This window comes from Streptomyces sp. CC0208 (assembly GCF_003443735.1).
Lineage (GTDB): Bacteria > Actinomycetota > Actinomycetes > Streptomycetales > Streptomycetaceae > Streptomyces > Streptomyces sviceus.
The window spans coordinates 3,335,871-3,358,029 of the sequence record NZ_CP031969.1; the positions used below are offsets into that span (position 1 = coordinate 3,335,871).

At 70.1% G+C, this 22,159-nt stretch carries 16 protein-coding genes and 3 pseudogenes; 8 read left to right on the plus strand and 11 right to left on the minus strand.

Translation table 11 applies throughout. The annotated features are described in order from the left end of the window. Positions 1-333: 333 nt before the first annotated feature. On the plus strand, positions 334-1,071 hold the full coding sequence (locus tag D1369_RS15060; protein ID WP_007384280.1) for a class I SAM-dependent methyltransferase: 738 nt from the start codon (positions 334-336) through the stop codon (positions 1,069-1,071). Between the two features lie 81 nt (positions 1,072-1,152). Here D1369_RS15060 and D1369_RS15065 read toward each other — a convergent pair. From D1369_RS15065 to D1369_RS15095, 7 genes and pseudogenes are all read right to left on the minus strand, one after another. Continuing rightward, positions 1,153-1,596: pseudogene (locus D1369_RS15065) on the minus strand (transposase); the annotation flags it as partial. Between the two features lie 207 nt (positions 1,597-1,803). Continuing rightward, positions 1,804-2,904: pseudogene (locus tag D1369_RS44760) on the minus strand (putative T7SS-secreted protein); the annotation flags it as partial. Between the two features lie 19 nt (positions 2,905-2,923). Further along, positions 2,924-3,226: pseudogene (locus tag D1369_RS44765) on the minus strand (SseB family protein); the annotation flags it as partial. Between the two features lie 61 nt (positions 3,227-3,287). Further along, positions 3,288-4,370, minus strand: coding sequence for a hypothetical protein (locus D1369_RS15080; RefSeq protein WP_007384277.1), 1,083 nt, complete (start codon positions 4,368-4,370; stop codon positions 3,288-3,290). 97 nt (positions 4,371-4,467) lie between these two features. Further along, positions 4,468-5,409, minus strand: a complete 942-nt coding sequence (locus tag D1369_RS15085) for an N-acetylneuraminate synthase family protein (RefSeq protein ID WP_007384276.1) — start codon at positions 5,407-5,409, stop codon at positions 4,468-4,470. Between the two features lie 14 nt (positions 5,410-5,423). Then, positions 5,424-6,689 carry an N-acylneuraminate cytidylyltransferase gene (locus D1369_RS15090; protein ID WP_118082483.1) on the minus strand — a complete coding sequence of 422 codons (1,266 nt, stop codon included), beginning with the start codon at positions 6,687-6,689 and terminating at the stop codon, positions 5,424-5,426. 35 nt (positions 6,690-6,724) lie between these two features. Continuing rightward, positions 6,725-8,086, minus strand: coding sequence for a DUF6716 putative glycosyltransferase (locus D1369_RS15095; protein WP_007384275.1), 1,362 nt, complete (start codon positions 8,084-8,086; stop codon positions 6,725-6,727). Between the two features lie 198 nt (positions 8,087-8,284). Between D1369_RS15095 and D1369_RS15100 the strand changes: the two genes are divergently transcribed. From D1369_RS15100 to D1369_RS15120, 5 genes are all read left to right on the plus strand, one after another. Then, a complete protein-coding gene (locus tag D1369_RS15100; protein WP_007384274.1) occupies positions 8,285-9,271 on the plus strand; it encodes a glycosyltransferase family 2 protein in 987 nt (328 codons plus the stop codon). Next, positions 9,271-10,614, plus strand: a complete 1,344-nt coding sequence (locus D1369_RS15105; protein ID WP_007384273.1) for an alpha-2,8-polysialyltransferase family protein — start codon at positions 9,271-9,273, stop codon at positions 10,612-10,614. Before D1369_RS15100 ends, D1369_RS15105 begins: the two co-directional genes overlap by 1 nt. Before the next feature lie 218 nt (positions 10,615-10,832). Beyond that, the gene (locus D1369_RS15110) at positions 10,833-11,855 is read left to right on the plus strand and encodes a glycosyltransferase family 2 protein (RefSeq protein ID WP_007384272.1); all 1,023 of its coding nucleotides are present in this window, start codon (positions 10,833-10,835) and stop codon (positions 11,853-11,855) included. Continuing rightward, positions 11,845-12,267 (plus strand): GtrA family protein, encoded by a 423-nt coding sequence (locus D1369_RS15115; RefSeq protein WP_007384271.1) that lies wholly within the window; start codon positions 11,845-11,847, stop codon positions 12,265-12,267. The genes D1369_RS15110 and D1369_RS15115 overlap by 11 nt, the downstream gene beginning before the upstream one ends. Then, positions 12,264-13,532, plus strand: coding sequence for an NAD(P)/FAD-dependent oxidoreductase (locus D1369_RS15120; protein WP_037901236.1), 1,269 nt, complete (start codon positions 12,264-12,266; stop codon positions 13,530-13,532). The genes D1369_RS15115 and D1369_RS15120 overlap by 4 nt, the downstream gene beginning before the upstream one ends. On the opposite strand, the gene D1369_RS15125 is transcribed toward D1369_RS15120, so the two are convergent. From D1369_RS15125 to D1369_RS15135, 3 genes are read right to left on the minus strand one after another with little or no spacing between them, the layout of a single operon-like run. After that, complete coding sequence (locus D1369_RS15125) at positions 13,522-15,213, minus strand: hypothetical protein (protein ID WP_007384269.1); 1,692 nt, start codon at positions 15,211-15,213, stop codon at positions 13,522-13,524. The two genes, D1369_RS15120 and D1369_RS15125, sit on opposite strands and share 11 nt — an antisense overlap. 7 nt (positions 15,214-15,220) lie before the next feature. Then, positions 15,221-17,554: a glycosyltransferase gene (locus tag D1369_RS15130; RefSeq protein WP_007384268.1), complete on the minus strand. Its 2,334-nt coding sequence runs from the start codon at positions 17,552-17,554 to the stop codon at positions 15,221-15,223. Beyond that, entirely contained in the window at positions 17,551-19,014 is a 1,464-nt protein-coding gene (locus D1369_RS15135; RefSeq protein ID WP_007384267.1) for a glycosyltransferase family 29 protein, read from the minus strand. Before D1369_RS15135 ends, D1369_RS15130 begins: the two co-directional genes overlap by 4 nt. A gap of 240 nt (positions 19,015-19,254) precedes the next feature. Between D1369_RS15135 and D1369_RS15140 the strand changes: the two genes are divergently transcribed. Both D1369_RS15140 and D1369_RS15145 read left to right on the plus strand, forming a co-directional pair. Beyond that, entirely contained in the window at positions 19,255-20,376 is a 1,122-nt protein-coding gene (locus D1369_RS15140) for an acyltransferase (RefSeq protein ID WP_037901235.1), read from the plus strand. Between the two features lie 64 nt (positions 20,377-20,440). After that, a complete protein-coding gene (locus D1369_RS15145; RefSeq protein ID WP_007384265.1) occupies positions 20,441-21,313 on the plus strand; it encodes a class I SAM-dependent methyltransferase in 873 nt (290 codons plus the stop codon). A 137-nt stretch (positions 21,314-21,450) separates the two neighbouring features. Here D1369_RS15145 and D1369_RS15150 read toward each other — a convergent pair whose 3' ends face one another. Continuing rightward, on the minus strand, positions 21,451-22,128 hold the full coding sequence (locus D1369_RS15150) for a TetR/AcrR family transcriptional regulator (RefSeq protein WP_007384264.1): 678 nt from the start codon (positions 22,126-22,128) through the stop codon (positions 21,451-21,453). Between the last annotated feature and the right edge of the window lie 31 nt (positions 22,129-22,159).

The following is a 22,159-nucleotide window of genomic DNA, read 5'->3' on the forward strand; positions in this document are numbered from 1 at the left end:
GTGCCTGATGCCTCTGACAAGGCCCGGTTCTCAGGTGTTACCGCCATGGCACTGGTGTGGAATGTTGAGCTGGACCCCGCCGAGAAGTCCTCCCAGGACCTGTAGCAGTGCCCTGCGCAGTATCCGGCCTCGACGACGGCAGCCTCCGCCTCCGGCAGGTCGCAGTATCAGGTGCCGACACCACAGCGGGCCATACAGGAGGCTCTGCCAAGGTCCCAGGCGCCGCCGGAGGAGTAATTGTCAAGACTTGTGGATCGACGGTTGCCCTGGAGGGCCTGGGCCCGCGACCAAAAACGCGGTGCGAGCCTCCTCTGGCGCTGACAAGCTGTGCCGGTGAATCGTGAACAGATCTCCGGGATCGCCCATGCTGATCACCCGATAAAGTCTCCGCTCGACGACGACTCGGTGCGCCGGCTTCTGGAACGCGGCGTCCCGCGTGGCGACGAGCGTGTGCTCGACCTTGGTTGCGGCGGCGGGGAATGGCTCCTGCGCGCCCTGGCCATGCGCCCACAGTTGCACGCTGAGGGCGTCGACATCTCCGAGGACGCCTTGGCGCAGGCCAGCCAGGCAGCGAGCCACCTCGGGGTCCAGGAGCGCCTCGTCCTCCACCACCAGGAGGCCACGGATTTCGTCTCCTCGCAGTCGTTCGACCTGGTGCTCAGCGTCGGGGCCACGCATGCCTTCGGCGGTCTGCTCCCCACCCTCGCAGCGGCGCGCAAGCACCTGGCTCCCGGCGGCCGCGTCCTGATCGGTGAGGGGTTCTGGGACCGCGAGCCTTCCCAGGAGGCCGTCGAGATGCTCGGAGACTTCACCGACCTGGCGACCACCGTGGACCGCGTCGTCGCCGACGGCTGGATTCCTGTCGACGGGCACGTAAGCACGCGCCGCGAACTGGACGACTACGAATGGGCCTGCTGGGGGTCACTGGCCTCATGGGCCCTGGACCACCCTGCCGATCCGGACAGCGCGCAGGTGCTCGCGACGTCCAACACCCGGCGCTCCGAATGGCTGCGCGTCTACCGGGACACTTGGGGCTTCGTCTCCCTGGTCCTGCGTCAGACCTCCGGTTGACGGACCTCGGGGCAGCTCAAGCCCTGCCCTGGCAGATCGCAGCACTCCTCGGCCGGTGTCTCGTGAGTTCGTCTCTCGTCCTCAGGCAGCGAGGGACTCGGGACGTTCGACGAGGTGGCCGCGTTCGAAGCGGGCTCCGGCACGGACGAGGGCAACGAGGTGGGGTGCGTTCACGGCTCGCCAGCGGGCCTGGGCGGACTCGATCAGCTTGCAAACCATGGCCAGTCCGGCCGCGCGGCTGCCCGCGCCTTTGGTGACCTTGGTCCGCAGGCGGACGGTGGCGAAGGTCGATTCGATCGGGTTCGTGGTCCGCAGGTGGATCCAATGCTCGGCGGGGAAGTCGAAGAACGCCAGGAGCTCGGCCTCGTCGTGCGTGATCCGCTTGACGACCTTTGGGTATTTGGTCTGGTAGGCGCGCTGGAAATCGCGGACGGCCCGGACGGCACGCTCCTTGTCCTCGGCGTTGTAGATCTCCTGGATGGCGCGTTTGGCCGCAGGCTGAGCCGTTTTGGGAAGCGCGTCCAAGGTGAGCCACTGGCCGGAGCGGTCGATGATCTGGGAGAGCAGAGCGATGCCGTTGCCGTCGCCGCCCGGTCCTGCGAAGTCCCACACCCGACCATCGGCAGGGTCGGTGACCGTGTAGTCACCGTACTCGTCGACCGTCATCGGGTGGCCCTCGCCGGCCAGAGGCAGGGTCGGAACACCGGGAGCCGGGTGCGGGTACGCCAGCAGGGAGCCGTCCTCGCGGACGAAGATGACTCCTTCGGCGTCGATTTCCAGGCGCTGGTCGGCGGTGGATGTCCACTTCGGGCCGAACCAGCGGCCCGCCCGGTACGAAGACTCGAACTGGCGGGAGAACATCAGCGGGAGCCGGGCGGGGAGCGACACGTCCGTCTGCGGCAGCGACATGCGGCCGGTGGCCATGTCGATCGGGTCGCTGCCGAAGACCTTGCACCACAGCTTCCGGGCGGTCGCCCCCAGACCTCCCTGGCGCACCCCTTCGCGTGCCGCGCCCTTGGCCGCGTCCCTCGCAACCAGCCCCCGCAGACCATCCTTCAGCGCTGCCCGGCCCACACCCCCCGCGCCCTTCCCTCCGATCAGGTTCGAGAGCAGATACCCTGCCGAATCCCCCGGGTCGCTCGACCACCCCGTCCCCAGAAGAGACATCGGCAACCGCTCCGGGTGCGCCGCCGTCCCCACCAGTCCCGCCAGCAGCAGCTGGGAGTTCTTCGTCCACTCTCCGGGGTGGGTCAGGTTGTACGGGTCCAGCGGGTTGACCGTGCGGGCCAGTTTCAGGGCGTCCGTGCCGCCGCGCAGGAGGCCGCCCAGGACGTGGACCGAGTTGAGCTGGGTGCCGACGAACAGGTCGGCCGCGCCCGCGCCCAGGCGGTCGGTGAACTCCGGTTTCGGCGGGGCCGATTCCAGGGCCGCGGCCAGCTTGCGGCGGGCGTCCTGCGCCGCGTCCGTGCGCAGACGGCGGGCGTGGGACAGGATCTCCTGTGCTTCCTCGCGGCCCGCCGTCCCAGGATCGACGAAGTCGCCCGGATTCGTCGGCTTCGCTCCCGGATCACCGCCCGCCTCGGCGGTCGCGTTGTAGCGGTCGGCCGCCTGGTTGTACGCCGTCACCTTCGCGTCGTACGCGTCCGCCGCCCGTCGTGAGGCGTCCTGCGCCCTGCGGTAGGCGTCGATCGCCACCTGCGCCTGCTGCTGTGCCCAGCCCACCATGTCCGCGTACGCGTCCAGAGCGGTGGCCGCCGCCGTACACGCGTCCGCCGCCGTCAGCCACTGCTTCGGCTGTACGTCGAACTTCGCGCGGAACGCATCCGCCGCCTGACCGCACCAGGCCGGTCGGGCTTCCCGCGTCCACCGCTATGCCGACCGGGCCGTCGACGGCCGGGATCACCTGGTCCAACAGCCGCGCCCCGTACACCGGCACCCAGTCGGGTACGTCCTCACCCCGCGCCTCGGCGAATCGTTCCAGCGCCGCGAGATCCGTGAACGCAAACAGCCAGCGAATCCCGCCCGCCTCCGCCGACAGCAGCGAGCCGTCGACCACCGGCACCAGGACTTCCCTGCGCCGGAACTCCCCGATCTCCGCCCGTCGTTCCCGCAACGCTTCGGCGCTCACGCCAGTCGCCCCCGTCGTAGCCCTCATCGAACGTCGCACAAGTGAACGATGATGCTAGACGATTCAGCTGAGAGCCGCCCTCGGTGTTTCAGACAACCGGTACCGCCGTCACCGCCGTCACCGCCGACAGCCGGTGCACATCCCGGGCCGTCCCCGTGACCCCCGACAAGAACCCCTGCGCCCGCGGGGAGGCCGTCTCTGTCAGCCAGTCCGGGTCGATGTCGCACACGGCCACACGGACCCCCGTGCCCGCCAACGCCAGCGGCAGGGTGTGCACGACTGTCGAAGGGAAGCTGAGGATCGTACGGCCGATGGGTCCGCGTCGGGCGATCAGCTCCAGTGGGAGGTCGGGGCGGACGATCTCCAGCCCCGTCTCCACGGCCAGCCGGTGGAGCTTCTCCGTCGACTCGCGGCGGTGGGCGAAGTAGCGGGTCGCGCCATGGGACTTGGCCAGGCGGGTGACCGCCTCCACATAACGGTCGGCGTCCACCACGCCTGTCTCGACCAGCGAGGTGCCGACCATGTCCGCGCCCTTCGTGATGCGCGGCGGGCCGAAGCGGCCGCGGGTCCAGGCGAAGGAGTGGGACGAGACCGTCACGCCTGCCGGCGTCTCCGCCATCGGCATCGAGGAGAAGATCTCGACTCCCCGGCCCTCCCCCGGTGTCAGGCGCTTGCGGGCCGCCGCGGAGATCGGGGCGAAGGCGAGGTCGCGGGGGCTCGGGCGGCCGCCCTTGCGGTGCCAGCGCACGAGGCGTTCGCCGCGGGCCAGTTGGCCGACGAACTCCATCGTCGCCGTGCCGTCGTCGACCACGACCAGGTCGGTGGCGCGGGTGATGGTCAGCAGGAGTTGGACGTAGCGGGAGAACGGGTCGCCCAGGACCACGCGGTCCGCCCTGCGGAGCATGCCCGCGAGGCCCCCGATGGTCTGGAAGGGGGCCGCGGGGCCGCCCCTCGCCTCCTCCCAGCGGACCTCGTGGCCCTCCTCGCGGGCGAGTTCGGCCATCCGGCGCAGCTGGCCGCGGGTCATGGGGTCGGTCGGGGACAGCACGACGAGGGTGAGCTCCGCGCCGGGCGCGTGGCCGTGCGCCCACTCCAGCACGTTCAGCAGCTGGACCGGGCTCTCGACGAACGCGAGAGTGAAGGTGCCGGTGTTTCCGGCGCGGGGGCTCATCGACGTACGACCGTCCCGTCGTAAGGCGCTCATGCGGAGCGCGTAAGGAACACCGGGTCCCGGACGGACAGTCGCCCGGGACCCGGTTTCTGGTGGCTCAGACCGAGATCGGCTCGCCCGCGGCGGCCGCGATCTCCGCCTCGGCGACCACGCCGGTGACGCGGCGCAGCTTCTTCATCGGGCCGAGCTCGGAGTCGTAGACCTTCTTGACGCCGTCGCCGAGGGAGGCCTCGATGGTGCGGATGTCGCGGACCAGGCGGACCAGGCCCTGCGGCTCGACCGACGCGGCCTGGTCGGAGCCCCACATCGCCCGGTCCAGGGTGATGTGGCGCTCGACGAAGGTGGCGCCCAGGGCGACCGCGGCGAGCGTGGTCTGCAGGCCCGTCTCGTGGCCGGAGTAGCCGATCGGGACGTTCGGGTACTCCTCCTGGAGCGTGTTGATGACCCGGAGGTTGAGCTCCTCGGCCTTCGCCGGGTACGTCGAAGTGGCGTGGCAGAGAAGGATGTTCTCCGAGCCGAGGACCTCGACCGCGTGGCGGATCTGCTTCGGGGTGGACATGCCGGAGGACAGGATGATCGTGCGGCCGGTGGCGCGCAGCGCCTTCAGGAGCTCGTCGTCGGTCAGGGAGGCGGAGGCCACCTTGTGGGCCGGCACGTCGAACTTCTCCAGGAAGGCGACGGCCTCGGTGTCCCACGGGGAGGCGAACCAGGCGATCCCCTTCTCCTTGCAGTACTCGTCGATCTGGCGGTACTCGTCCTCGCCGAACTCCACACGGTGGCGGTAGTCGATGTAGGTCATCCGGCCCCAGGGGGTGTCGCGCTCGATGTCCCACTGGTCGCGCGGGGTGCAGATCTCGGGGGTGCGCTTCTGGAACTTCACGGCGTCACAGCCGGCTTCGGCGGCCACGTCGATGAGCTTGAAGGCGTTCTCCAGCTCGCCGTTGTGGTTGATGCCGATCTCGCCGCAGATGTAGACGGGCTGGCCGGGTCCTGCGATGCGCTCGGTGCCGAAGGTGCGCAGGCGGGAGTTAACAGTCATGACGGGACGGTTCCTTACTTGTCGAGGGAGTCGAGAGAGGGGCCGAGGATCCAGCTGGCGATCTCTCGGATCGCGCCGTCGCCACCGGGGACGGTGGTGACCGCACGGGCGGCGCCGCGTACCACGTCGTGGGCGCTCGCGACCGCCACGGGCCAGCCCACGAGGGCGAAGCACGGGAGGTCGTTGACGTCGTTGCCGACGTAGAGCACGCGCTCGGGCGCGATGCCCTGCTCCTCGCACCACTGCTTCAGCGCGAGGTCCTTCCGGTCGATGCCGTGCAGCACGGGGATCTTCAGCTTCCGTGCGCGGGCGGCGACGACCGGGTTCTGCTCCGTGGAGAGGATCAGCATCTTCAGGCCGCTGTCGCGCAGCGCGGCGATGCCGAGTCCGTCGCCGCGGTGCACGGAGACGAACTCCTTTCCATCGGCGTCGATCAGCACCCGGTCGTCGGTCTGGGTGCCGTCGAAGTCCAGGACGACCGCGTCCACGTCCTCGAAGGAAGGCAGCGAACCGGGGCGGTCCGCGTCGAAGAGGGGGGCCAGCGCGCGGGCGCGGGCCAGCTCGTGGTGGTCGTCGATCTCCAGCACGCGCGCGGGGTCCGTGCGGACCAGTTCGGTGCGGCCGAAGAAGCGGTGCTGGTGCTTGCGGAAGCCGGGCGCGTCCATGCCGTAGACGGCGCCGGTCTCCAGGAAGTCCTGGGGGCGGTCCTGGCGGCGCGGGCGGAAGGACTTGTCGTGGTTGACGCCGTAGCCGCCGCCGACGGCCGCGTCGGCCTCCTCGACGGTGCCCGCGCGGGCCTCGTCGTCCGCGTCGCGCCACACGAAGCCGTGGAAGGGGGCCACGGTCATCGCGGAGTCGGCGCCGTTGTCGACGATGGCGCCGACCACCCCGTCCACGTCCTCGCGGATGATGAAGGGGCTGGTGCACTGCACGAGGAGCACCACGTCGATGCTGGCGCCGTGCAGCGCCTCGTGGGCGTCCATGGCGTGCAGGACGGCGGCCTCGGAGGTGGCGGTGTCGCCGGCGATGGCGGCCGGCCGCAGCACGACCTCGGCGCCGGCCGAGCGGGCGGCCGCGGCGATGGCCTGGTCGTCGGTGGAGACCACCACGTCGGTCACCAGGCGGGAGGCCCGGCATTCGCGCACGGCTCGCGCCACGAGGGGGACCCCGCCGACCGGGGCGAGGTTCTTCGCGGGCACGCCCTTGGAGCCGCCGCGCGCGGGAATCACCGCGAGCACGCGGCGCACGGAAACGCCTTGGCCCGCTTGCGGGTGGGACATGGGTTCAGCTCCTCGGAAAGGGCTTCGGAAGGTGGTCACAGCTCCCCCATCCGCCGGATCACCGGAGCCACGCGCTGCACCCCGTGCCGGTAGGCGCCCCGGGCCGCGCGGCGCACGATCTGCCGCACCGGGCCCGGCTCCTTGTCGTGGGCGGGGGCGCCGGGCAGCGGGGTGCCGTCGGGGCCGAGGTGGTGGCGGGCGAGGATGCCGGGCAGGTAGCCGGGGGCGGTGACGGGTGTGTAGTACGGGGTGAGCGGGGGCAGCTCGGGTGAGGCCAGCAGCTTGGTGATGCGCTCGCGGGCCGCGTCGAAGGCGTGCGCGTAGGTGCCGTCCGCCACGACGCCCTGCCGGGCCACCCACTCCTCGTCGGGCACCGGCCGGTGGCCCGCGTCGAGCTGGTCCCAGGAGGCGAGGCAGCCGGAGCCCACGAAGTGGTGGTTGCCGAGGACCTCGCGGATGCCCAGGTCGGTGAGGACCGCCGTGGGGATCCGCCGGTGCAGTGACTCCAGTGCGGCCGTGGAGCTGATGGTGACCAGCAGGTCGGTCCGGTCGAGGACCTCACCCATGTGGCCGTAGACCAGCCGGAAGTTGGCCGGCGGATCGAGCCGCTGGATCAGCTTCTGGTACGGCAACTCCTCGATGTGCGTGGTGTGTTCGCCGGGCCTGGAGCGCAGCTTGAGCAGCACCTCGCGCTCGGGGTGCAGCCGGGCGTGCCGGATGAGGCGGTCCAGCAGGTACACGCGGTCCCTGCGGTTGTCCGGCACCGAGGGCTGGACCGCGAACACCACGGTGTACGGGTCGTGTTCCCCTTCGTAGGCCGCCCCGCCGAGGAACGGCAGCGCCACCTCCGTGACGGAGGAGGCGTCCGCGCCGACGCCCTCGTACACCGCGCGGAAACGCTCGGCGTCCTGGCGGGAGTTGGCGAGGACCAGGTCGGCTCCGTGCCGCAGGAGCAGGCCGTCGGCGAGCTTCTCGTAGACGACGCCGACATAGCCGGTGACGACGACGGGACGCTTCCTGGGGCCGGGCTGCTGCTCCAGGCCGTCCCAGACCCGCGCCAGGCCGTGCAGCATGGCCTGGACGCCGCCGCCGACGAGGGCCAGCACGACGATGTCGTACGACGTCTCGGCCATGGCGCGCAGGAACTCGACGGCGGTGACCTCCCGCAGGGAGTCCGCGCGCACGCCGACCTCTTCGAGCTGGCGGGCGGTGGGCGTGGCCCGCCCGCGCAGCAGGTATCCGTCCAGCGCGAGGCCGACTTGCGCCTCGCCTCGGGGTCCGGCTTCCATGGACGAACCCGGGGCTATGCGGTCGGCGGTCAGCGCACCCCATTTCCAGCGGGTGTCGGAGTCCGCGAGGACGGCGATTCGAAGGGACTTCGGTGTACTTGGCGGCACGAGGACGACGCTAGGAAGCAATTTCTAGGTGCGGCCCAACCGCGAATCAACGAGAAGTTAACAAAAGCCCACCGAGAGCCGAACTGGCCCGCCGAAGACCGGGAAGTACACGGGATGCACCGTTCCGACACATCGAGTTCACCCGCAGTCCCCTTGCCGGAAAGTTCCTCAGCCGGACCGCCTTCTAGCGTTTCTCGGGTGCCTAAGCTCTCCGTCATCGTGCCGTTCTACAACGTGCAGCAATACGCCCCGGACACCCTCCGAAGTCTTCGCATGAATGCGCGGCGAGATTTCGAGTTCGTGCTGGTGAACGACAAATCCAAGGACGAAACTCCGGCGATTCTCGACCGTGCGGCCGAGGAGCTCTCGGACGTCGCCCAGGTGCAGGTCCTCCACCACGAGACGAACGGAGGGCTCGCCACCGCGCGCAACACCGGCCTGGACGCGGCGCGCGGCGAGTATCTGACCTTCCTGGACGGCGACGACTGGCTCGCGCCGGGCTACCTCTCGGAACTGGTCGCAGCCATCGAGGGGTTGGGCTGCGACTTCGTCCGCACCGACCATGTGCAGACCGTGGCGCGCGCCCGCACCGTGCACCGGGTCCCGATCGGGCGCCGGAACGAGGTGCTGAACCCCCGGGACGCGATCCTGCCCGCCGACCGCTCGACCTCCGTCGACTACGCGTACGCGTGGGCCGGTGCCTACCACCGCCGCCTGCTCGACAAGGGTCTGCTGCACTTCACCGACGGGCTGCGCACGGCCGAGGACCGGCCGTGGATCTGGAAGCTGCACCGCGAGGCCGAGTCGTTCGCCGTGGTGAGCCTGCTGGGCGTGTTCTACCGGCGCGGGGTGGCCTCCTCGCTCACCCAGATCGGCGATGCCCGCCAGCTCGACTTCATCCGCGCCTTCGACCAGGTCATCGAGGAGACGGCGGCGGACCGGGACGCCGACCGGCTGCTGCCCAAGGCGGTGCGCACCTACTGCGCGATCATGGCCCACCATCTCTCCGACGAGTCCAAGTGGGAGCCCTCCGTGGCCAGGCAGCTGCGGGCGATGAGCGCGGCTGCCATACGGCGGATGCCGCAGGACATGCTCGGTGACGTGCTCGACACCATGGACCTGCAGCGTTCCGCCAAGCTGCGGCGGCTGCGTCGGCGGGTCACGACTGCGAAGGCGGCCGCGTGATGTCACCGACCGGTTCCCGTACGACCCAGATCTTCTGCGCCTCCACGCTGTACGGCGCGGTCACCCTGGCCGCCGCGATCGACTCCGACCTCTTCGAGGAGCCCGAGCGCCGGGTGCTGCTGGTGTTCAACAACACGGCGACACCGGAGACCTCGACGCCGCTGGACGAGATGCCGGGCTTCGCGCCGCTGCGCGACCACTTCGACGAGGTGCTGTCCTGGAACGAGGCGATCCGGCCCTTCCACCCGGGCTCCTGGACGCCCCGCCCCGACGACATCCCCCTCTTCGAGCGCTACCTGCGGCTGCTGTGGGGCCTCGGCGACGACCGGGTCGAACTGGTCCTGGAGTCCATCCAGGTCACCCCCGCCCTCACCGTCGCCCAGATCTTCACCGGCGCCCCCGTCGACGTCTACGCCGACGGCCTGATGAGCTACGGCCCCACCCGCAACAAGCTCGACCCGCTGGTCGGCACGCGGGTGCGCCGGCTGCTCCACCTGGACCTGGTCGCGGGCCTGACGCCGATGCTGCTGACCGAGTTCGGCGTACCGCCGGTCGTGGTGCCGACGTCCGCGTTCCTGAAGGCGATGGGCGAACTGACCGCCGCCGTGGAGGAGTTGCCGCCCCTGCCGGACAACGCGGCGCTCCTGCTCGGCCAGTACCTGTCCGCGCTGGACATCCTCTCCCCCGCGGAGGAGGAGGACCTGCACGTACGGATGCTGAAGGGTGCGGTCGCCCAGGGGCACCGCTCAGTCGTGTTCAAGCCGCACCCCAGCGCACCGGCCCGCTACAGCCGGGCGCTGGAGGCCGAGGCGGAGAAACTCGGCGTCGACCTCACCGTCCTCGACACCCCGGTGCTCGCCGAGGTGCTGTTCGCCAAGGCCCGGCCCGCGCTGGTCGTCGGCTGCTTCTCCACCGCGCTGTTCACGGCCTGTGCCCTCTACGACCTGCCGGCCGCCCGCGTCGGCACCGAGCTGCTCCTGGAGCGGCTGACGCCGTACCAGAACAGCAACCGGGTCCCGGTGGTGCTGGCCGACGCGGTGCTGCCGGACCTGGAGGGCCGAGAGGGGCAGGAGGCCGTTCCCGCGGACCTGCTCAACGCTCTGATCACCGCGCTCGGTTTCACCTTGCAGCCACAGATCCATCCGTCGCTGCGTCCGGCCGCGGAACGCTTTCTCTCCCAGCACTTCGGCCCGCGCACCCGCCGCTATTTCCGGAAGAAGCGCCTGACGTCGTTGGGGCTGCCGGGCGGAATCCCGCAGCGGCTGACGTTCCTGCCGCGCAACTCCACCGCTCGCCGTGTGGTGCGGCGGGCGCGGGCGCTGAAGAAGGCTGTGAAACGCTAGGCGAAACACGGGGTGAACCACGGGAAGCGCGTGCGCGGCCCTTCGTGAAAGGCCGGGTCATACGCTCATGACCTGGCCCTTTCGCGGAGTCCGGGACCTGTGACACCCCGTGTTGCCCGCGCGGAACCTGCTGTTCACGCCCAACGATTGAGAGTGCGGACGGCTTCCGGCCACGGGCAGTTCGGCGGAAGTTCACAGACCTTCCATAGCTTCTCCGAATGCCCCAGCAGGACATTCGACCGCGAATACCCGATGTCGTCCCGGCAGAGCTGACGCCGCCGGGACCGGAGCCCGTGCGCCGCTCCCTCGTCTCGTACGTCCTCCCGGTCTACAACGAGGAAGACGGCATCAAGGCGTTCCACACCGAGCTGACCACGGCGCTCGATGAACGTCCTGAGTCGGACTACGAGTTGGTGTACGTCAACGACGGCTCCGGCGACGGTTCCCTGGCGATCCTGAAGGATCTCGCCAAGAACGACGAGCGGGTCCGGGTCGTCGACTTCGCCCGCAACTTCGGGCACCAGATCGCCATCACCGCCGGTCTCGACGTGGCTCGGGGCGACGCGGTGATCGTGATGGACACCGATCTGCAGGATCCGCCGCGGGTCAGCCTGGAGCTGGTGGACGCCTGGCGGGAGGGTGCCGAGATCGTGCACGCCCGTCGGCGCTCCCGCCAGGACACCGCGTTCAAGCGGGCCACCGCCCACCTCTACTACCGGGTCCTGCGCTCCTCCACCGACGTGGACATCCCGCTGGACACCGGGGACTTCCGGCTCCTTGACCGGCGGGTCGCGGACGAGCTGCGCAAGTACCGTGAGCGCAGCCGCTTCGTCCGCGGGATCGTCGCCTCGATGGGCTACCGGCAGACCGAGGTGGCCTTCGACCGCGACGAACGCTTCGCGGGCGAGACGAAGTACCCGCTGCGCAAGATGGCCCGCCTCGCGATCGACGGCATGACCAGCTTCTCCACCGCCCCGCTGAAGATGATCACCCGGCTGGGCTTCGTGGTCCTCGTGCTGTCGCTGCTCGGCATTCTCTACGCGCTCGCGATGAAGTTCTTCCGCCCCGACATCACCGTCTCCGGCTGGACGATGATGATGTGCGTCGTGCTGTTCCTGGGGGGCACGCAGATGCTGTCGCTGGGTGTCATCGGCGCGTACATCGGGCGCATCTACAGCGAGGCGCAGGGCAGGCCGCTGTATCTGGTGCGTGACGTGATCGGCGGCGACGGTGACCGCTGACACCACGTCGACCGCGACCGGCACCGCTCCGGCCCGGCGACGGCTGTCCCGGCAGCTGCTCAGCTACACCCTGATCGGCGGCAGCGGGGTCGTCCTCGACCTCGTCGTCTTCCTGCTGCTGCACAACGCGGCCGGGATGGACGAGCAGTTCGCCAACGCGATCAGCACCACGCTCGGCATCGCCAACAACTTCGTGCTGAACGCGCGGTTCACCTTCGAGCGCCGCGACCGCCTCGTCGTGCGCTTCCTGCGGTTCTACGCCGTTGGCCTGACCGGCATCGCCCTGACGAACCTGCTCTTCCTGGCCTTCACCGACGGCCTGGGGATCGACGCCGACATGATCAAGGCGGCCTCGCTGCCGCTGGTCCTGGCGCTCCAGTTCGTGCTCAACAGAAAGTGGAGCTTCGCATGAACCTCGGCATCATCGGCGCGGGTGCCACCGGCCTCACCGCCGCCTGGGACGCCGTACGCGTCGGACACCAGGTCACCGTTCTGGAGGCGGCCGACGAACTCGGCGGTCTGGCCGCGTCGTTGGAGGTCGGCGGGGTTCCGCTGGAGCGCTACTACCACCACATCTTCCGCAGCGACAAGGCGATGATCGCGCTCATCGAGGAGCTGGGGCTCGGTGACGCCCTGCGCTTCCACAAGCCGACCACCGGCATCTACCGGGGCGGGCAGCTGATCGACTTCACCACGCCCTTCGACATGCTGCGCCACCCGGAGTTCGGGCCGGTCGACGCCGTGCGCTTCGCCGGTTCGTCGGCGCTGCTGAAGGCGGTCCGCAAGGGCGACCGCTACAACGACCTCACCGCGCTGGCCTGGCTGCGCAGGTGGGCCGGGAAGAAGGTCACCGCCGCGATCTGGGAGCCGCTGCTGCGCGGCAAGTTCGGCGACCGTGCCGAGCAGGTGTCGATGGCCTGGCTGTGGGCGCGGATCCACTGCCGGACCTTCGAACTCGGCTATGTGGACGGCGGGTTCGAGCGGGTCTACGCGGCGCTCAAGGACGGGATCGAGGAGCGCGGCGGGAAGGTGGAGTTCGGCAAGGCGGTGGAGTCGATCCGGCAGGACGGGGCCGACGATGCCGTCGTGACCTGCGCGGACGGATCCTCGTACGGATTCGACCGGCTGATCGTGACGACCCCGCAGCCTGCCTTCGCGAAGGCGGCCGGGCTGCCCGACGACAGCGCGGTGTGGAAGAACCAGTACCTGGGCGCCACCTGCTTCGTCCTGGAGCTGGACCGCAGCGCGATCCCGTACTACTGGCTCAACATCAACGAGCCGGACTTCCCGTTCCTCGCGGTGGTCGAGCACACGAAGATGATCGATCCGTCCGTGTACGGCGGCCGGCACATCCTCTACGTCGGCAACTACGTGGAGCGCGAGGACTGGCGGTTCACCACGGACCCGGGCGAGCTGCTCGACACGTTCGTGCCGTATCTGCGGCGGATCAACCCGGCCTTCGAGAGGTCCTGGATCCAGACCTGGCACTTCTCGAAGGCCGGGTTCGCGCAGCCGGTCGTGACGCCCGAGTACCGGGCGCTGATCCCGGCCCATGAGACGCCCATGAGCCGGGTCACGCTGGCCACGATGGCGCAGATCTACCCGCAGGACCGGGGGCAGAGCTACTCGGTGGCGATGGCCCGCGAGGTCACCGCCGCGCTCGGGCTCAACGCCTGACGCACAACACCAGCCGCTCCTCCGGGCTCCCGGGCGGGCAGGCATACACGGCGGTGACCCGGCGCCACAGTTCCGGGTCGACGTGGCCCGGCTGGAACCAGGGCCGCTCCAGCACCGCGTACGGGGCCGGGTCGTGGTCGACGCAGTCGGCGTTCTCCTTGAACGACTTCAACTCGGCCACGTCCGGCAGGTAGCGGGTGCGCTGGAGGAACGTGGCGATCGGGTAGCGGCACTGCGCCGGGTGGTCGAGGTCGTACGCCGTCTCCCCGAAGGCCAGGTACAGCACCGGGACGCCGGCGGGCAGTTCGGCGGCGATCCGGTCGACCTCGTCGGCCGTGCGCCGCTGCTGCTCCAGGTACCCGGAGCCGGTCACGGTGACCTTGCCGTGCAGCACGAGGTGCGGGGAGCCGGGCCAGATGCTCGCGGCCAGCAGGACGACACCGGACAGGGCGACCAGGACGGCCGAGCGGTTTCTCAGCCGCTTCTCGCACAGGACGTCCACCGCGGCCGCGAGCAGCGCGACCAGCCCGGCCGCCCAGACCTCCCACGGCCGCTGGAACCTCACGGGCAACTGGGCGTACACCACGGGCAGCACGCCGTACAGCAGGGACACGGCCCCGAAGCACCACGGTGGGGACCGGCGCGCGCCGCCCACCGCGACACCCCAGACGACCGCGGCCACCACGGGCATCTGCGCGCCGTGGTACAGGAACCAGTTGCCCTGCACGACCACGACGGCCTGCGCGGCGAGACCGACGAGGGCGGCGATCACGAGGAGTTCGGTGCGGCGCATCCGGCCCCGCACCCGGGTCAGGACGAGCAGCAGTGCGCCCGGCAGGAGCAGCAGCACCGGGCTGGTGACCGCGCGGTCGGCGAGGAAGTCCACCGTGCGTTCGAGGATGAAGTGCGGGCGGATGCCGGTCCTGCTGAGCGCGGACTGGTTGATCTGCGGCATGTCCTCGGTCCACTGCCACTCGCGGGTGCCCGCGAGGACGCTCAGCCCGAACAGGGCCAGGGCGGCCGGGATGCCGATCAGGGTGATGCGTACGGCCCGCCCCCGGTCGACCGCGTAGACGAGGAGCACCCCGATCGCGGCGGTCGCGGCGGTGGAGTACTTCATCATCACCGCGAGCCCGAGCGGGAGCGCGGCGAGCAAGGCCGCGGGCCAGGGCCGCCGGGGGCCGAGGGCGGCGGCGACGGCGAACACCGTGAGGACGACGGCCGTCCACTCCGGCTGGAGGAAGTCGTTGCGGGGAGCGAGGGCCAGGGCGAGCCCGGTGGCGCCGGCCGTCACCGCGGCCTCGCGGACCGTGGTCCGGCGCAGCAGTGCCGCGTACAGGGCGTAGGCCGCGGCGGCGGCGAGCAGGACGCCCGCCGCGTTCATCACCGCCTCGCGCACCGCCGTGCTCCCGAAGAAGGCGAGCCGGTCGAGGAGGGCGACGAACCACCGGTAGAAGAACGGGCGGTGGGTGAAGACCTCCGACGGGGACCAGCCGGCCGCCCGGCCGGTGCGCAGGGCGGCCAGGACGTAGTGGAGGTCGCCGGTGAGACCGCGGGTGAGCACCGTGTACACCACGGCAGCCGCGGACGGCACGGCGACCGCCGCCCACCTGAGGGGTGAGCGGCGGCCGGCGGGCGAGGTGGGCCGTACGGAGGTGTCGTCGGCCAGGGTCGTCGTCATGGTGTGCTCAGCCGCCCAGGAGGACCCGCAGGTCGGCCGCGTTGGCCTCGGTGACCTTCCACAGCTCCTGCTGGCGGCCGTGGACGTCGGCGACCGTCCCGTCGTGGTCGGCGAGGAGTTCCTTCGAGCGCTCCACCAGACGGTCGGCGAGGTGGCGGTCGTGGACCGAGACCCCCCACTCGGGCCGCTCGATGTCCCGCAGGAAGTACGCCATCTTCGGGTGCGAGATGAGGCTGATGATCGGGGTGCCGCAGCCGAAGGGGATCATGCCCGCGTGGCCGCGCATGCCGATGACCAGCTTGGTGCGGGCGTAGAGGTCGAGGATCTCCTTGTTCCCGAAGTCGTACATCGGGATGACCGGCAGCGAGATGCCGTGCTCGCGCCGCAGGTCGAAGACGATCTTCTCGTCGTCCAGGGAGTGCGCCACGCACTGGACCTCGGCCAGTGCGCCCAGGTCACGGACGGCCTTGGCCATCTGGGCCAGGAAGTAGCCGTAGTCGTGGCCGAAGCGCAGGCCGGCCCGGTCGTAGGCGGCGTTGATGAGGATGGTGTCGTCGCGCTCGGCCGGGTCCTGCCAGCCGGGCACCAGCTGGCGGGTGACCGTCGTGGGGCAGGGCTGGAAGCGGATCTTGTCGTGGAGATGGGCCGGGACCATGGCCCGGACCTTCTCGATGGAGCCGTGGTTGCGCAGTCCGAAGAAGGAGGACTGCTCGACGAGCAGCCGCAGTGAGTCGCGGAAGCGGTTGGCCCGGTAGGACTGGCCGTCGAAGGCGTTGAAGCCGACGGCGAAGACCGCGATGGGCACGCCGATGCGCTTGAGGAGCTCGTCCGGGACGTTCCACTGCCAGGCGCTGTTGCCGTTGGGCATGGTGTCCGGGATGAACAGGCCGCCGCCTCCGATGACCAGGCCGCGACGGCGGTTGACGCGCTGGAGGGCGCCCTCGTCGAAGAGGCGGTGGGCGTGCACCGAGTGCCAGCGGCGGGAGGTGGTGTCCGGGCCGAAGGCGGAGCGGACGCTCTCCGGGAGGAGTTTGTCGCCCGCGTTGCCCTGCCGGTCCATGTAGAAGGCGACGTGCGCCAACTGGTCCTCGGGGGCGCCCAGTTCCTGGGGCGGCACGGCGGAGGCGCGCTGCGCCCACAGGCGGCTGGAGCGGTGGGTGGGGTCGACGGCCAGGCCGGCGGTGGCGTGCCGCAGGGCCTCGGTGTTGTCGCCGTGCACCCAGGCCATCTGGGCGAGGCGGGCGTAGGCGGTGGCGGCCCGGTTGGGGGCGGCGGAGGCCAGCAGGAGCTGGGTCTTCGCCTCGTCGTAGCGGGAGACGCTCATCAGGGCGTGGCCGAGGACCTCGTGCGGCCAGGCCTCGTCGAGCGGGATGCGGACGCCGCTGAGGACGTCGACGGCGTCCTGGTAGTCGCCGGAGGAGATGTGGGCGGCCGCCACCTTGCGGGCGGCCTCGACGTCCCCGGTGCGGGCCACGTGCGGGGTGCCGTAGTGCACGATCAGGTCGTGGTGCAGGCTCCCCTGCTGCTCCATGTAGGCGGCCTGGAACTCGGCGTCGGTCAGCTCGAACTCGCGCCAGCGCTCCTCGGCCCGGCTGTACCCGGCCTCGCCGCCCTGCCAGGGCTTGTGGCGGCCGGTGAAGTGCAGGATCGCGGTGTCGTCGGGGACCGGGAGGTCGCCGGACAGCCGCCGCTTGACGAAGTTGTAGCGGGCGTCGAGGCGCACGAAGTCGCCGTCCAGGACGGCGTTGAGGATGCCCTGGTCGTGCTTGTCGAGCTCGTAGTCGCCGGAGCGGCCGCACTTGTCGAGCCGCGCGCAGAAGGAGTCGCTCAGGTACTCGCGCTGGATGACGAGCAGACCGGAGTTGAGCTTGTGCTGCCCGTAGAAGAACTGCGGGACGGCCGCCAGTCCCTCGCGCAGCCGCAGGAGTTCACCGAGGCCGCCGAGCACCACCATGTCGGTGTCGAGGGTGATGATGGTGTCGTACGCGCGGATCCTGAAGACGTCCAGGATGAAGTACGCCTTGCGGACCAGGTAGTTGTCCTGGTCGCCCTTCTTGTACGAGTCGTATCGGTCGGCGTCGACGCGCTGGAGGACGATCCGCGGGTGCAGAGCGCGGATCTGTGCAATGGAGCCGGGGCGCAGGTCGTCGTAGAGGACGACGAAGTCCTCGCACACGTCCGGGTTGGTCAGCGCGAGACTGCGCAGCAGGACGAGGAAGCCGGGCAGGTAGTTCTCGTCGACGAAGCTGGCGAAGGCGATCTTCCGCTTGCCGGTGAGCGCGTGTGCGTCGGTCACCGGGGCCAGGGGGGCGGCGGTCCCGATCAGGGAGTTGGTGGTCATCGCAGGGATATCCTCGTGTCGGTCACGCTCTGGGCCCGCTCCATGACCCATGCCTTCTCGCTGGTGTATTCGTGCACGGACGTGATGGCGAGCTTCATCGCTTCCTGGACCCGGTAGGCGCCGCTCTCGTAGAAGTCGAAGCCGATCAGGTCGAGCCTCGGGCTCACGTCGAGGAAGTCCAGCAGCCACAGCATGTTGAAGCCCGAGGTCGGGATGCCGGACCAGACATCGGTGCCGACCTTGCCGATGTTGCGCAGGGGCCAGCGCAGCGACTCGTCGCCGAGGTAGGTCTGGGCGCCGGGCACCAGGCGGTTGCGCAGCGAGTACTTCCAGTCGCCGGAGACACCGCCGAAGACGAGGCGGGTGGTGACCTGCTGGTCCCAGTTGAAGCCGTGCTTGTGGATCGTGACGTGGATGTCCGTCCTGGCGCCGGTGTGCCTCGGGTCGATGCGGTACGAGTTGAAGCGGACGACGAGGTCGTACGCGTCGATCTCGGCGCCCATCGAACTCGCGCCCACACGACCGGAGTTGGCGATCAGGCAGATCGACTTGCCGGCGATCTGGTTGCGGAACTCGCCGAGGGTGATCCACTGCACGCCACCGATGGTGGGGTCGTCGACCGGGCCGCGCATCCGGTTGCGGCGCTGTTCGGCGTAGAGCTCGACCGCGCGGGTGAGCGCGGCGCCGTCGGTGTCCTCGGTGGAGCGCAGGTCGAGGTACTGGCTGAGCAGTTCCTGCCGCTCCTGCACCGGGGCGTTCTCGTCGTCCAGCGAGAGGAGCGCTCCCACCAGCCGCGGCTCGGCCTCGGCCCAGTCGCCGAGGGCGTGCGCGGCCAGGCCCTCGGCCCACACGTCGGTGGCGGGGCGGCCGGCGAAGGCGCGGGCACCAGGGACCTGGCCTTTGAGGAGTTCGAGGAGTTCGCGCTCCTTCTCCCCGGCGATGCGCAGGCCCGCGATGCGGGCGCGGACGCCGAAGCCGTCGTCGTCGGTGAGGCTCAGGTACTTCTCGTACGCCTCCAGCGCCTCGGCCTCCTCGCCGAGGGTCTCCAGGAGCCGGGCACGCAGCCGCCAGCCGGCGCGGGAGTTCTTCCGCTGGGCGAGGACCGTGTCGCTGATGATCAGGGCGAGGTTCAGCTCGTCGTCGTAGCCGCACTCCAGGGCCTTGTTGGCGACGGCCAGCAGGGCGTCGAGCAGTTCGGCCGGGATGTTCGACGAGGGGCTCGGGGCACCCTTGACGGCCCGCTTCAGCAGGGCGGTCGCACCCGACGAGGCGGGCGCCGCCGGGGTGGCCGTGGCGGTGGTGCCCCAGACGACGAGCAGCTTGCGCAACTGCTCACCGAGCTCGACACGGCGGCGGTCGATACTGCCGACCACCTTGCCGCTGTGCGCCGCGCAGGCGCGCAGGCAGTCGTCCAGCTCCCCTCCACGCGCGCGTGCACGCCTCTTCTGGACCGTCGTCATGGCACTCCTGTTGTTTTCTTGCCAAAGCAAAGGCAAGTTCTTGGGTTTACTGCGACGTGGGGGGATTCTGGGCGAACTTAGGAAGTCAAAACGACATTCAGGTGAACTCACCGGGACCAGAAGGCCAATCGTTGATCCGGTGAGTAAGACATCGCCGTGATTCGGACTAACGTGCTGAGGCGCATCCACAGGAGTGACATAGGCTCTTCGGAGCTTGCGAAGGGGATTTCCGTGACCAGCATGACCGTCCGGCCGGCACCCGACCTGCCCCGGCGGCCGGAAGGCCCACTGCCCGCACCGCGCCCCCGGGAGAACCGGCTGCGGGCCCTGGACGGACTGCGTCTGGTGGCCGCGTTGATGGTGGCCGCGTACCACTACGGCGGCCGCGGCGGCGACATCACCCAGTCCTGGGGAAGCTCCGCACAACACCAGTTCCCGACGCTGCACACCTATTTCTCCTATGGCTGCCTCGGCGTCCAGGTCTTTTTCGTGATCAGCGGATTCGTGATCTGCATGAGCGGCTGGGGTCGGCCCCTGAAGTCGTTCTTCGCCTCCCGCGCCTCCCGGTTGCTGCCCGCCTATTGGGCCGCGGTTCTGCTGGTCACGGCGGTGTTCGCATTGCCGATGGTCGCCTACAAGGCGCTGTCGCCCAGCGACGTCCTGGTGAACATGACGATGCTTCAGATGCCGCTGGGCGTCGACCGGGTGCTAGGCGTCTGCTGGACGCTGTGGGCGGAGGTCCGCTTCTACGCGCTGTTCGCACTGTGCGTGGTGCTGCCGGGGGCCTCCCGGCGCCGGGTGATCATGTTCTGCGCCGGCTGGACGCTGGCGGCGGCGATCACGCAGGCCGCGCACCAGCCGCTGCTCGACGTGGTGTTCATGCCCGAGTACGCCTCCTACTTCATCGGCGGTGTCGGCCTCTACCTCGTCCACCGCGACCGGCGGGACGTGTACGCGTGGGGCATCGTGGCGGTCAGCTTCCTGATCGGGCAGCACTACGCGGTCCAGTCGCTGTGGAACGTGTCCGACCCCCACGCCTTCGCCCACCGCACCTCGCTGGGCATCATGCTGGTGGTCGCCTTCGGCTTCGTCGCGGTCGCCGCGATCGCGCTGGGCTGGCTGAGGTGGGCCAACTGGCGCTGGCTGACGGTGGCCGGGGCTTTGACGTACCCCTTCTACCTGGTGCACGAGCACCTGGGCTGGGTGGTGATCAAGGTCCTCCACCGCGACCTGGGCCTGCCGTCGGCCGTGACCTTCGCCCTGACCCTCGCCGTGATGCTGACCTTGGCCTGGCTGCTGAACCGCTTCGTGGAGGACCGGCTGACCCCGCGACTGCGGACCGCGCTCAACAAGACGCTCTGACGCTGTTCACCTGACGTTCGTTTCGCCGACCGCTCCGTCGCCGCTGGATGAGGACACTGGTCTCATGGGTGACGCACAGCACACGTACAGGTATCCCGGTGAACTCCGTGACGTACCCGGGTGGTTCCCGCCGCTCGACCAGATGCTGTTCAGCTGGTTCCTGGAGCGCCAGGAGAAACCCGGTGACCTGCTGGAACTGGGCGCGTACATGGGCAAGAGCGCGATCCTGCTCGGGCAGCACCTGCGGGACGGCGAGCGGTTCACGGTGTGCGACCTGTTCGGGGGCGAGGCACCGGACGGCGCCAACCGCGCGGAGACCACGAAGTCGTACGCCTCCCTCACGCGGCAGGCCTTCGAGCGGAACTACCTCTCCTTCCACGACGCCCTGCCGAAGGTGATCGAGGGGCCCACCTCGGTCGTCCCCGGCGAAGTGGCGCCGGGCACCTGCCGGTTCGTCCACATCGACGCCTCGCACCTGTACGAGCACGTGTACGGCGACATCGGCGCCGCCCGCGAGATCCTGCTCCCCGACGGCATCGTCGTCCTGGACGACTTCCGCTCCGAGCACACCCCGGGCGTCTCGGTCGCCGTGTGGGAGGCGGTGCTCAACCGCGATCTGCGGCCGATCTGCCTCAGCACGCAGAAGCTGTACGCGACCTGGGGTGATCCGGAGCCGGTCCAGGAGGAGCTCCTTGCGATGCTGCGGGAGCGGACGGACGTGGGCCTGAGCGTCCAGGAGGCGGCCGGTCACCGGCTGGTGCGGACGCGGGCGCAGAAGATGCAGGCGCCGCCGTTCCCGCGCTCCCGGCACTATGTGGAGCCGGTGGCCGCACCGAGCCCTCCTCCGCGGCCGCGCCGCTCTCCGGCCCGCCGGATCGCCGTGGACCTGCTGCCGCCCGTGGTCACACGCGCCGTACGCAAGGTCAGGGCCCGCTAGGCCGGTACTGCCGTTCGATCCCGGCGATGCGGGCGCGGGCGCAGAATGCAGGCACTCCGTTCCCGCGCTCCCGGCGCTACATGGGCACCCACGGCGGCACCGAGCCCTCCTCCGAAGCCGCGCCGCCGCCCCCGTGGTCACACGCGCGGTGCGGAAGGCCCGGGCCCGGTAGGTCGGTACTGCCGTTCGATCCCGGCCAGCACCAGCGCGAGGCCCTCCTCGTAGTGCTGGTCGAAGTCCTGGAAGATCTCCGTGCCCGCCGCGGCCGACAGCGGGAAGTCGGCCATCAGGCGGGCGCGTTCCGCCACGTCGAAGCCCTCTCGGCGCTCCCCGGGCAGTGGCTCCACGCCCTGCTCCTCCGTGACGAAGCCGAGGGTGTAGTAGTACGTCGTCGACTGGGCCCGGACCGCCTGGGCGAGGGTGAATCCGGCGGCCGTGAACAGGCGCAGGGTCTCCTCCATCTGCTCGACGTGGACCAGCCCCGTGAAGCGTGAGCCGCTGTAGACCTTGGCGCCGTCGCGGTAGCCGAGCAGCGCGGCGCGCAGGCCGCGGTTGGCCTTGAGGAGCCGCTCGCGCCAGGTGTCGGACGGGTCGAGCGCGGTCCCGGCGACCATCCGCCGGTACATCTCGGTCGCCATCTCGTCGAGCAGCGCCTGCTTGTCCTTGAAGTGCCAGTACAGGGCGGGGGCCTTGACGTCGAGTTCCCTGGCGATGGCCCGCAGGCTGAGGCCGTCGAGGCCGACCTCGTTCAGCAGCTTCAGGGCGGTGTCGGCGACCCTCGCGCGGTCGAGGGGCGGGCGTTTCTCCGTACTCACGCTTGACAGCTTAACAGCGTTAAGGGCACGC